The organism is Polaribacter vadi (assembly GCF_001761365.1).
Classification (GTDB): domain Bacteria; phylum Bacteroidota; class Bacteroidia; order Flavobacteriales; family Flavobacteriaceae; genus Polaribacter; species Polaribacter vadi.
The window spans coordinates 57292-70370 of record NZ_CP017477.1; the positions used below are offsets into that span (position 1 = coordinate 57292).

General features: G+C 30.3%; 9 protein-coding genes. 6 read left to right on the forward strand and 3 right to left on the reverse strand.

Annotated features, from left to right (window positions below):
* Nucleotides 1-38: 38 nt before the first annotated feature.
* Genes ppk2 (LPB03_RS00285) through LPB03_RS00300 form a run of 4 tightly spaced genes read left to right on the forward strand, consistent with a single transcriptional unit; the run spans nucleotide 39 to nucleotide 7415 of the window.
* Nucleotides 39-899 carry a polyphosphate kinase 2 gene (ppk2, locus tag LPB03_RS00285; RefSeq protein ID WP_065318477.1) on the forward strand — a complete coding sequence of 287 codons (861 nt, stop codon included), beginning with the start codon at nucleotides 39-41 and terminating at the stop codon, nucleotides 897-899.
* 5 nt (nucleotides 900-904) lie between these two features.
* Nucleotides 905-1690, forward strand: a complete 786-nt coding sequence (ppk2, locus tag LPB03_RS00290) for a polyphosphate kinase 2 (RefSeq protein ID WP_065318476.1) — start codon at nucleotides 905-907, stop codon at nucleotides 1688-1690.
* A gap of 32 nt (nucleotides 1691-1722) precedes the next feature.
* The gene (locus LPB03_RS00295; RefSeq protein ID WP_083187020.1) at nucleotides 1723-6456 is read left to right on the forward strand and encodes a cadherin-like domain-containing protein; all 4734 of its coding nucleotides are present in this window, start codon (nucleotides 1723-1725) and stop codon (nucleotides 6454-6456) included.
* A 29-nt stretch (nucleotides 6457-6485) separates the two neighbouring features.
* Nucleotides 6486-7415 carry a PorP/SprF family type IX secretion system membrane protein gene (locus LPB03_RS00300; protein WP_231953119.1) on the forward strand — a complete coding sequence of 310 codons (930 nt, stop codon included), beginning with the start codon at nucleotides 6486-6488 and terminating at the stop codon, nucleotides 7413-7415.
* Nucleotides 7416-7883: 468 nt separating this feature from the next.
* Here LPB03_RS00300 and LPB03_RS00305 read toward each other — a convergent pair whose 3' ends face one another.
* Nucleotides 7884-8519, reverse strand: coding sequence for a low molecular weight phosphatase family protein (locus LPB03_RS00305; protein ID WP_231953120.1), 636 nt, complete (start codon nucleotides 8517-8519; stop codon nucleotides 7884-7886).
* 63 nt (nucleotides 8520-8582) lie between these two features.
* Between LPB03_RS00305 and LPB03_RS00310 the strand changes: the two genes are divergently transcribed.
* Both LPB03_RS00310 and LPB03_RS00315 read left to right on the forward strand, forming a co-directional pair.
* The gene (locus LPB03_RS00310) at nucleotides 8583-9131 is read left to right on the forward strand and encodes a DUF8465 domain-containing protein (protein ID WP_065318474.1); all 549 of its coding nucleotides are present in this window, start codon (nucleotides 8583-8585) and stop codon (nucleotides 9129-9131) included.
* Nucleotides 9132-9261: 130 nt separating this feature from the next.
* Nucleotides 9262-10395, forward strand: a complete 1134-nt coding sequence (locus LPB03_RS00315; protein WP_065318473.1) for a cysteine desulfurase family protein — start codon at nucleotides 9262-9264, stop codon at nucleotides 10393-10395.
* 273 nt (nucleotides 10396-10668) lie between these two features.
* On the opposite strand, the gene LPB03_RS00320 is transcribed toward LPB03_RS00315, so the two are convergent.
* Both LPB03_RS00320 and LPB03_RS00325 read right to left on the reverse strand, forming a co-directional pair.
* Nucleotides 10669-10851 (reverse strand): hypothetical protein, encoded by a 183-nt coding sequence (locus LPB03_RS00320; protein ID WP_065318472.1) that lies wholly within the window; start codon nucleotides 10849-10851, stop codon nucleotides 10669-10671.
* A 28-nt stretch (nucleotides 10852-10879) separates the two neighbouring features.
* Entirely contained in the window at nucleotides 10880-13075 is a 2196-nt protein-coding gene (locus LPB03_RS00325; protein WP_065318471.1) for a T9SS type A sorting domain-containing protein, read from the reverse strand.
* Between the last annotated feature and the right edge of the window lie 4 nt (nucleotides 13076-13079).

Sequence of the window (13079 nt, forward strand, 5' to 3'; positions counted from 1 at the left end):
TAAAAAAGTTTTTATTTTAGACGTATTAAATTACATGCATGAAAACAAAAGGGACTTTAAGTGAAGAGGATTTTAAAAATATTAGCAATACTAAAGAATTACTATCACTTATAGAAGAGAAAAATGTTTCTTTTTCCAAAGTAAAAAAAACACTTCTTTACGATAAAGAACTTCGTTTATTACAGATTGAACTAGTGAAACTACAAAACTATGTATCTAGCCAAAATAAAAGAGTTGCTATTATTTTTGAAGGTAGAGATGCAGCAGGAAAAGGTGGTAATATTCGTAGGTTTATGGAACACTTAAACCCACGTTCTAGTAGATTAGTTGCTTTAAATAAACCAACAGAAGTAGAAAAAGGACAATGGTATTTTCAGAGATATATTAAAGAATTACCAAATCCTGGTGAAATTGTTTTTTTTGATAGAAGCTGGTATAATAGAGCTGTTGTAGAACCTGTTATGGGTTTTTGCTCCACCAAACAATATGAAGATTTTTTGGTGCAAGTGCCAGAATTTGAACATATGATGTATGAAGATGGCGTAATTATTATAAAATTTTGGTTGTCGATTACAAAAGAAGAACAAGCCAAACGTTTTGATGCTAGGAAAGAAAACCCATTAAAAAGATGGAAATTTAGTCCTGTAGATAAACAAGGGCAAATTCTTTGGGATAAGTACACGTATTATAAATCTGAAATGTTTACCAAAACACATACAACTTATAGTCCTTGGATGATTATAAAAACGAACGATAAAAAAGTGGCAAGATTAGAAGCTATAAGACACGTTTTATCTCGATTTAATTATGAAGGAAAATCGGAAGCAAATACTATTTTAAGTCCAGATCCTAATGTTGTAATGCGTTATTATAGATCAAATATCAATCAAATAGATTAAGCTTTATGAGTAGAAAAATAAGTCCATCAGATTTAAAAAAGCTGAATTCTAAAAAAGGATTATTAGCATTATTATCAAAAGAACCTTTAAGTGTAGATAAGGCTTTAAGATATGTTGATTATAAAAAAAGACTGATAAAGTTACAGATAGAATTAATAAGAATGCAAACTTGGGCTATTAAAAATAACGAACGAATTATTGTTGTTTTCCAAGGAAGAGATGCAGCTGGAAAAGGTGGTGCAATTAGAAGAATAACAGAACGTATTAATCCAAGACACATGCGTATTGTGGCTTTGCCAAAACCTACTGAAGATGAAAATTCTCAATGGTATTTTCAAAGATATGTAGAGCAATTTCCAAAAGCTGGTGAAATGGTTTTTTTTGATAGAAGTTGGTATAACAGAGCAGTTGTAGAACCTGTAAATGGATTTTGTACGCAAGAAGAATATGAAATTTTTATGAATCAAGTAAATGATTTCGAAAGAATGATTTTAGAATCGGGAATTCATTTAGTTAAAATTTATATGTCTATCTCCAAAAAAGAACAAGCAAAACGTTTTGCAGATATTAAAAGCGATCCATTAAAACAATGGAAAATGACAAAGTTAGATGAGAAAGCGCAATATTTATGGGAGCAATACACAGAATATAAAAATGCGATGTTCGAAAAAACGAATACCACAATTTCACCATGGAAAATTATAAGAGCTAATAGAAAAACAGAAGCTCGTGTAAATGTGATAAATCATGTTTTAAAAAGTATTCCTTATGATAAAGATTTAGAAATTTAATTTTTTAGGTTTTCTAAAACCTACTTTTAATTATGATAAAAAAATCCCCCATATTATGTGTGTTCCTGCTTTTGTTTGTTGCGCAGTTTTTAGTTGCTCAAGTTACACCAGTAGCGAACAATGATGTAAAAACAACTTTAATAAATACGTCATTAACTGAAAATACACCTGGGCTTTTAATAAATGATACAGATGCAGATGGAGATTCGCTTACAATTACCGAATTTTTAATTAACGGAACTACTTTTACAGCTGGCGAAAATGCAAGTTTCTCAGAAGGATCTATTGTAATTTCAGCAGATGGGAGTTTTAATTTCGATCCAAATCTAGATTTTCTAGGAACTGTATCTGAAATAAACTATACAGTTTCAGATGGAACTTTTACAAGCAATGCAAATTTAAATATTACAGTTACACTACCTCCAGAACCACCGGTTGCCAACAATGATGAAAAAATAACATTTATTAATACACCTTTAACTGAAAATGCACCTGGACTTTTAATAAATGATACAGATGCAAATGGAGATGTCCTTACAATTACCGAATTTTTAATTAACGGAACTACTTTTACTGCTGGTGAAAATGCAAGTTTCACAGAAGGATCTATCCTAATTTTAGCAGATGGGAGTTATAGTTTTACACCAAGTCCAAATTTTCTTGGAACTGTTTCTGATATAATTTACACAGTTACAGATGGAACTTTTACAAGCACTGCAAACTTAAATATTACTGTTAAGTTACCTCCAGAACCACCAGCTGCTAGAACCGATTATGATACTGTAGATATTAACACCACCTTAAATGTTCCTGCTCCAGGAGTATTTATAAATGATACAGATGCCAATGAGGAAGATGATTTAAATGTTACCCAATTTTCAGTAAATGGAATGAATTATACTGCAGGTACAACAGCAATTTTAGCTGAAGGAACAATAACAATTGCAGCAGATGGAAGTTATATTTTTATTCCTACAACAGATTATACAGGAATTGTACCCACAATTAATTACACCATTTCTGATGGTACTTTTACAAGTTCTGCAAATCTTTTATTAACTGTAGAGTTTACAGAAGATTTACTAGAAATAAATAATTTGGGTAGTTGTAACCAAGGTTTTAAATCAAATGGAGAATATAAAATTGTATACAGTGTTCAGCTTACAAATAGAAATAATGCAAGAGATAGGCATGAAGCTGCTTTAATAAGAAACATCGATTTAATTAATAATTTGCAAGACACATTTGGAGTTGGTTGTTTGGTGAATGTAGACCAAGTTAGCATAAGAAATGATGCTGTACAAAACATTGCTGAAAACACATTTTTTCCAAGAGAATTTACAGTAGATGCTTTTAATCCAGCATTTACAAATGGTAATTCAAGTTCTTTTTTTAATACTTCTGCAATTTCAGATTTAATTTTATATCCAAGACAATCTATATTTATTAGCTTTTGTGTAACAATAAACGCATTTTGTGATGGTCGTTCAAATCCAACTCCTGCAGGTTCTGGTATCGATTTTACAAATACAATGACTGCAAATACAGATAAAGGAAATAATGCCACAGATTCTATAACTTTAACAGATTTTCATACCACAGAAGCAGTTGTTTCTGCGGGTTTGTATGTGCCAGAATTTAACAATCAATCTTTAACACCTCCAGGAGTTGTAAATTCTGATGGAACTTTCGATTATATAAACACTGTAATTATTACCAATGAAGGAGCTTCTGCAGCCCAAAACATTAATTTTAATATGGGTTTAGAAGATTTTTTAAGCAGAGTCTCTTTCAATGATATTATAATTACGCAAGTATCAGGACCAGCAGTTACTGTTAATCCAGATTTTAATGGAGATGATAATACAACTTTATTATTGCCCAACAATTCTCTTCCAGCTGGAGAAACCATCACTTTAGAAGTTTTTTATTTAATTGGGCCCATAGATAGTTCCAGTTATAGTTTTTTTGAACAAACAGGTTTATCTCAAACACAAGGAGATGCAGATGGTTTTGATGCAACTAGTGCAGCAAACAAAACTAGATATTCTTTTGTAACATGGTCAGATGGTTTAGGAGATCATTTAGATCGTTATTATTTTGCAGATTCAGCAACTGCAGCTATTTCATCAGCATTATATTGTAGTTGTACTGTTGCAGGAATGCGTTTTATATTTAGTGCTTCTTCACGTACAAATAAAATAATCTCTGCTGTAAACGAAGCTCCTAATGGTATTTTAGAACATGAAGAAGTTACGTTTCAAATTACCATAGAAAACACAAGTGAGTCTGTACAATTAACACAATTACAGTTACAAGATAATTTAAATAATACTTGTAATGGACAAGTACTTTCTGTAAGTACTCCAATAATTTCTAGTTCAACAGCTACTACAAATCCTACTTTAAATGCAGGTTATAATGGTACATCAGATATAAATTTATTTGATGGCTCTTCTGGATTATTAAAAATAAATGAAACTATCACAGTAGAATTTACGGTTCTTTTCAATGAAACATGTTTTAATACAAACACAGCTGTATTTTCTGCAAGAGATCCTTTAGGAAGAAATGTGCCATCATCAAACTCAACAAATGTAAATATTTCTACGGATACAGATAATGATGGAATTACAAATGATATTGATATTGATGATGATAATGATACCATTCCAGATATTGCAGAATACAATGGTTTAAATCCTTTAGAAGATGATGATGCAGATTTTATTCCTAATTATAGAGACACAGATTTTGGAGCAGATACAAATGCAGATGGAATTGTAGATATTTTTGATTTTGATCTAGATGGTGTTCCAAATCATTTTGATTTAGATAGTGATAATGATGGAATTCTAGACATTGTAGAAGCAGGAAATGCAACTGATGATACCAATAATAATGGTAGTACAAATAATGTTGTTGGTGTAAATGGTTTGGATAACACTAAGGAAAATGGAGATACTATTTTTACATCAATCAATTATATAATTCCAAATACAGATGCTAATGGAAATGCAAATTTTATAGATATTGATGCAGATGGAGATGGAATTGTAGATAATATAGAAGCGCAACCAACTGATAATTACATCACTTTAAATACTTCAGTTTCGTTAAGAGGAATCAATTCTGCATATCCAAATGGATTAAATCCTGTGGATACAGAAAATGATGGAATTCCAGATTATATAGACATCAATTCAGATAATGATATTAGAGATGATATTATTGAAGGTTGGGATGCAAATAGTGATGGAACTCCAGAAACGTTGCCACTAAATGCTGATGCAGATAATGATGGTTTAGATGATGCATTTGATGTAAATGATACTCAAATAAATCCCACAAATGGACAAACTCCATTAAGTTTTCCTAATTTTGATGATGAAGATACTCCAGAAAGAGATTGGAGAGAAATAATTGCCATTTTTGTTTTAATTGATACTATTTCACAACCAGAAGGAACCGATTTTATGTTTACAATTCAATTGGTAACTAAGAATGATCATGCTATTTTAGTAGAAAGTGCATCACCAATCGATTTTACTTTTTCAACTTTAGATGGCACAACTTCAACCGATATTTATGATGTTGCAATTGCACCTTTCGATTATATTAGTGTATCAAATACAACGTTTACAATTGCTCCATTTACAACTACAGCTCAATTTGTAATAACTTCTTTAGAAGATCCTATTTTTGAGTTTACTGAACTTTTTACGTTTAATGGAACCATAACTTCTGATAATACTTTAAATGAAAATATTACTGGAATTGGCTCAATTTTAGACAATGATGTTGCTCCATCAATTACCATGAATAATTCTCGTGAATTAGAAGGCGTAGATTTGTTGCACAGAATTACCATTAGTAATCCTGCATCAACATCTATTACTGTAGAAATTGTTACCAGAGATAGAACAGCCATAAGTCCAGAAGATTATAATCGTGTTTTTGAGAATTTTACAATTGATGGCACTACAGATCCAAACAATGCAAATACAGAAGTTTCGTTTACAATTACTTCTCTTTTAGACAATTTAAATGAATTAGATGAAGAAGAAATAAGTGTTGTTGGAGTTGGGTTAACAAACAATCTTGGAAATCAAGATTTGGCAAAAACAGCCACAATTATAGACATTGATCCAAATCCGATTGTAGAAATAGACAATACTGAAGCAGAAGAAGGAAATGATTTAGAGTTTACAATCAGTCTTTTAAATGATAATGACGAATTGATGCAGAATTATATTCCTATCAATATAAATGCAGAAACGATAGATGATACAACAACTGCAAATCTAGATTACCAATCTTTATCTACACAAATTACAATTCCTGCTTTTACATCAGCCATAAAACAAGCTGTAAAAACGATTAATGATAAATTAAATGAAAAACTAGAAACATTATTTTTACAGTTAAACTTAGATTTTACAACAGTTTCAAACACGTCCTCACCTTTAGGAATTGGTGCAATTATCGATAATGATTATCCGAATTTATTCTCACCAAATAATGACGGTGTAAGTGATGTTTTTAAATTGTCGGGGTTAGAAGAATATCCAAATTTTGTATTGATTATTTTTAATAGACAAGGAAATGAAGTCTATAAATATAGCAATAATGGCAATTTAAATCCTGTTTGGTGGGATGGAACTTACAATGATAAACCAGCACCAACAGGCGTATATTTTTACACGTTAGATTTTAACGATGGTGTAAAAAAACCAATCAAGAATTTTATACAATTAATTAGATAATGAAAATGAACGCTAAAATTGTATCAAAAATGGGGAAGAGTAAAACATATTGTTTGTTTTTTATGTTGATGATTTTTTTATTAACCTTAAAAACAAACGCACAACAAGTGCCAAATTACACGCAATATTTGTACAATATGCAGATTATAAATCCAGCTTTTGTAGGATATAGAGCAGATTTGAGTATGTCAGTTTTATCTCGAAATCAATGGGTTGGTTTAGAAGGTGCACCAACTACAAGAACTTTTTCCATTAATGGAAGAACCAGTAGAGGTTTAGGAATTGGAGCTACAGTTGTAAACGATAAAATTGGTTTAACAGAAACTACAAACGTAAATTTAGATGCTTCTTATACCTTAGTTATTTCTGATGCTAGCAGATTATCTTTAGGTTTAAAAGGAGGAATAACATTTTTCAACAACAATTTATTTGATGGAATTACACCAGATAATGAAAGTTATGCCTCTACAAGTGGCAATTTTCCGAATGTTGGTTTTGGAGCTTTGTATTACAATCGAGATTTTTACGTAGGTTTATCTGTACCTTATTTGTTAGAAACTCCTCAATTTTACATTCAAGATCGATTTAAAGCAGCAAGTTTGGCAACAAATCCAAATGTATTTTTATCTACAGGAGCCTTATTTGAGTTGTCAGAAAGTATCATGTTCAAACCATCAACCATGGTAAGATATACAACCAATCAACCAATTTCTATTGATGTAAACGCAAATTTTTTATACAATGAAGTTATAGAAGCAGGACTTTCTTATCGTCATCAAAGTTCTATAAGTGCTTTATTTACTTTGCTGATCAACGAAAAATATAGAATTGGTTATGCATATGATTATAAAACAATTAGTATTCCTGGTAATTTAAATACGCACGAATTTATTTTACATATCGACTTAGATTTTGAAAGAAATTCAAGATGGTTAAGACACAACAAATGCTATTTTTAATCACTTTTGAATGTTGAGACTAAAAAAGTTCTGATTTTTAGGGTTAATTAAAGTCAACATATAATTCTTCTAAAACTTAATTGATAAGATATTTATTCAAGGCAAAAATCATATTTTTTATTTTGTGACTTTCATGTCAAAATTAGCCACGAATGCACGAATTTTACTACAAGAATCATTTGAAAATTTCACTAATTTAAAAGTCTTCGTTTTTATTTATGAAATTATTCTTTGTCTATTTTTGAACAATCTTATTCGTGAAATAATGACTTAAGACTAAAGTATTATTCTCCTAAAAAGGTACTATTAATAATAACCTAGTTATTTTAAAGCTTCAAAGAAGCGAAATATTAATAATAAAGAAATAATCATAATTTTAAAGCTTCATAGAAGCGAAATATAATTATAGACAAAGATTTGCAATTAAAATGTTTCAAAAAAACCTCTATTTTCTTCGGATAAAAATAATTAAGAAAGTAATTTCTTTACAGTATCAAAAATAAAATAGATTTCTGCAGCTATTTGTTGATTCGTTTTTAAATAGGTTTCTTCTTGTTTTTCAGTTCCATCAGAAGCTTTTGGATCTGCAAAAGGCATATGAAAACGATGGCTTGCACTTGAAATAATTGGGCAATTTTTATCAGCATTACTACACGTTGTAATTGCCATAAAAGGTTCAATATTTATAGGATTGTCATATAATTTAGAAAACCCTAACACACTATTTTTTGTGGCTTCAAAAGAAATTAGATAGGTAGGATTTTGATGAGAAAAATTCTCCAACTGAAAATCGAAACCTACTTTCTGTAAGGTTATAACAGTATTTCTATGAAATGCAGTTACCTCAGTTCCTCCAGAAAAAGCATTGATATTTAAATTAAAATAATGGGCAGCAAAAAAGCTCCAGATTTGCCCTAATTGGCTCCTTCTTGAATTATGTGTGCAGATAAAATTAAGGTTTACAACTTCTTTTTTAGAATATTCAAAAGCAATAGCCTTTGCAATTTTTAACAATACTACTTTTCTATCCTCTAAAAGAACAATTTTTTTAGAGGAATTTAAAAAGAAATTTTTTGCAGAAACATTAGAAGTCCTCGAAATCATTAATTATTTTTACCACAAAAATAAGACAATAAAGAGTTTATTTTATTTAAGAGAAAGTTAAGAATGCGTTTAGAAATTGGAAATAAAGTAGCAGTTTTAGATGATGTTTTAAAAGGAATTGTAACAGCTGTAAATGGCAAGGAAATTTCTGTTGAAACTGAAGATGGTATGATTTTTAAATTCGACGCATCAGAATTGGTGAAGATTGGCAAAGACCAACATCAACTATCTAAATATTCTGATATTAACAATCCGTTTTTACAAGAAAAAAAAGCATCACAAAAAACAAAGAAAAGTTTTTTTACAAAAACTAAAAATGAAGTAGTCTTAGAAGTTGATTTGCATATAAATCAATTAGTAAAATCTACCAGAGGTTTAGATAATTACGATATGTTAAACCTGCAATTAGAAACTGCAAAAAGAAAAATAGAGTTTGTAATTAGCAGACGAATTTCAAAAATTGTCTTTATTCATGGAGTAGGAGAGGGTGTTTTAAAATCTGAATTGAATAGTTTGTTAAATAAATATCCTGTAAGATACTATGATGCTTCCTATAAAAAATATGGTTTGGGTGCTACAGAAGTGTATGTTTTTCAGAATTCTGATGAGTAAGGTTGAAGTGTGAAGTGTGAAGTAGGAAGGTTGAAGTTGGATTTACAACACAAATAAAAGGCAAAATTACTTATTAGAATCCTTTAAATTCGTTACAAAAAGTTCTATCAATAAAACGTATTTTTGCACAATGAAAGCTATTTATTTAGACAATGCTGCAACCACAAAAATAGACGAAGAGGTTTTAAGTTTGATGGTTTCTACTATGCAAGAAAACTTCGGAAATCCTTCTTCTACACATCAATTTGGTAGAAAAGCAAAAGCTGCTGTAGAAACTGCCAGAAAAAATATAGCCAAACATTTTAACGTTTCTGCAACCGAAATTGTATTTACTGCAGGTGGTACAGAAGCAGATAATTTAATCCTTAATAACGCAGTTTTAAATTTAGGAGTTCAAAGAATTATTACTTCTAAAATAGAACATCATGCTGTTCTACATACGTGTGAATTTTTAGAAAAATCACAACATATAACGTTAGATTTTGTAAATGTTGATGAATTTGGAAGTATTGATTTAGTTCATTTAGAGGAGTTATTATCAACCTCAAATACCAAAACTTTGGTAAGTTTAATGCACATCAATAACGAAATTGGTAATATTTTAAATGTTGATGAAATAAGTGCAATTTGTAAAAAATACGATGCTTTATTTCATTCAGATACTGTACAGGTTATTGGTCATTATAAAATAGATTTAAAAGAAACTCCCATCGATTTTATGGTGGCAAGTGCACATAAATTTCATGGACCAAAAGGTGTTGGGTTTGCTTATTTTAAAAAAGGATTTGGAATTTTACCAATGTTGCATGGAGGAGATCAAGAAAGAGGAGCAAGGTCTAGCACAGAAAATGTACATAGCATTTTAGGCATGGAAAAGGCGCTTTCAATTGCCATGAATCATTTAGAAAAAGATAGAAATTATATAGAAAGTTTAAAGTTGTACTTTATTTCTGAATTAAAAAATCTATCAGAAAAAATTCAATTTAATGGACTTTCATCCAATTTAGATAAAAGTAGTTTTACTATTTTAAACGTACGTTTTCCTGTAATGAATGCTATGCTATTGTTTAGTTTAGATATGGCAGGAATTGCAGTGTCTGGAGGTTCTGCTTGCCAAAGTGGAAGCAATAAAGGTTCTCATGTTTTAGCAGAAATTTTAAATGAAAGTGATGCTGATAAAACTTCTGTGCGTTTTTCATTTTCGAAATTTACGACTAAAGAAGAGGTTGATATAACAGTTTCAAAACTCAAAAAATTACTATAATGTCTATTTTATTTATACACTTTGTTATGCTGTAAACATCTCACGCATTGAAAACTATGCTGAGGAATTTCTACTGAACTACAAAATTGGGTAAGAGTTCATATTCTAAAAAGCATTATGTGGGATTTTTACGAAATGACAAAACTGTGTGGAGAAAAAATTGGATATCTACAAAACTACACAAAAATAAAAGCGGAGTAAATTCCATCAACTTTAACCCAAAAAAAAAGAGCTACTTTATGTAGCTCTTTTAAAATTTTATGATTATTCTAATTAAAAACCAGTTCCTGGATCAGAAGGAGCAGATGCAGCTTGTGCTTTCTGTGGGTTTAAAATCATATAGGTTCCTAATGCAGTTAATGCAGCATATTTACCATAATTTCCTATTTTTTTAATCGCGTCTTTACGCGTAATTTCTTCTTTTTTATTTTGTGTACTTTTTATATTGTTGTTCATGATATGTCTAAATTTAAAGGATGAGAATTTATTCTAAAACTATTTTCTTGTTTAATGAACCAGCTTCATTTTCTAACTGAACAATATAAACTCCAGTAGAAAGTTGAGGTACATTAATTTCAGAAACACCATTAGAATTAAAAGTAGCATTCAATACTTGTTTTCCTAAGACATTAAACATTTTAATAGTAGATTTCCCTTGAGACAACCCAACAATTCTTAAAGTAGATTTATCAGCATTATAAATACTTACATTTTCTAAAGCAACAGTTTCAGTGCTTAAAGCAGACGATTTTGTATGTAAATAAAATCTTCCAATTCCATTTGTAGCTTCTGTTAAAGTAACTTTATAGTTAGAATTTAATTCATCTAAACGTGTGAATGTGTTTGTATTTCTATCTTCTAAAAATACTTTTAAACCAGCAGGTAAGTTTGCAACATTTGCAGAAAAAGTGATTTCTTTATTTGCTTCTGCAATAATACCCACAGGAATTACCATTGTTTCTAAATCTGAATTTGGTAAAGATTGGATTCCTAATTTCTTACCATTTCCGTTTGTAACTTCGTGTGTGTAAACAGTTAATTTGTTTTCTGAAAAATTTCCTCCAAAAATAGAACTATCATAACCATTATCGAAACCAGTTGTAGTTCCATCAATATAAAAAATATCTGTATCACGAGTATCAGTTCCGTTATTAACGACTAAATTTATTTCTGGTCTTATAGTCGCTGTTTTTTGAAAAGAATCCGCATTTTGGTGAGATTTTTGAGCATTACCAAATAAAAATGTGTTATTTCCATTAGAACTAACAAAGAAACCTTGCCCAGGAGCTAAATAAAAAGCAGGAGTAGCTGAATTAACTTCATCATAAGAACCTGTTGCTTGGTTAAATAACCAAGCCGTAGTTTCTGTTAAACTACTACTATTTTGCTCTAATAAATCATCTGGAGCACTAGCATTAATGTTTAAAGCTAAATAAGATGTATATGGATTTCCAATTAAATTGAACCCATTTGTATTTGAATTAATAGCTATAGAAGCATTTGTATCAGGCATAGTTCCTGTAAAAGCAATATCTCCTGCAGTCGCCAATTTTATAGCTCTAGCATCACCAGAAATAAAATTACCAGTTCCTGTTGCTCCAACTTGGTAATATTCCCATCCTGGAGTGCTGTTGTTATAATCTCCTAAACCTCTATTGGTAATTGGAGTACTTCCAACAGCTAAACCTTCTGCAGCAGCAAAAGTATCTATATCTTGTCCAACTACTGGAGACGAAATTAAATACCAATTGTCTGTAGCTAAAGTTCTGTTGTAAGTGATATTTCCAGTTGAAGTTCCATTTACGATTAAAGAAGAACCTGAACTTACATTTAAAGAACCACTAACATTTAAATCACCAGAAACTGTTAAACCTATTCCACTATTTACTGTTACAGAGCTACCTGTTTCAATACTTAAGTAAGGAACAGTTGCAGTTGTACTAACTGTTACAGAAGAGGTATTATTAATAGAGTATAAACTTTTAAATTCTAAAGAGTTAAAAAATAAGTTTCTCTGACCAGAACCACCATCACCATTAGTACCAGCACTAACATTGTAAAGTCTTATATTAGTTATTGTACTAGGAGTAATTGCAGCTATTGTTCCTGATTCACTCTCTGTTCTTCCACCAGTTCTTGCTGCTGTCCAACTAACATTCGTTGCATTTTGAGTAAAAGTAAATGTAATTACAGTATTTGAATCATAAATATTACTAAATAGTCCTGAAGTACCAGTTAAATTATATTCATCATTACTCACATTAAAATTTATAATAGTTCCATTTGATGAATCTCGAAGATCGAAACCTTTATTACCATCTCTAAAATTAACACCTACAGCAATTTGAAATGAATCTCCTTCTTGAAATGTTTTTGGAAAAGTAGTAGCTGCTCCAGATGAGGCAGCATTTCCACTATTTGCAAAAAGTCCAAACGAATTACCACTTACATCTAATTCTGTTGAAAAAGATCCTGTAAATCTGCCTGCAAAACCACCATTCGGAGTTCCTGTATCAAAAGTCCAATCACTAAATCCAGATCCTTCATTGGTAGCATTCCATGTTCCCCCGTAATTATTTGCATTATCTAGACCTAATGTGTAAACATCAGTTCCTAATTGAGCAAAAGCCCCAAGTGATGCAAAAACCATTAGCATCATTAAAAAATAATTTTTTTTCATAATT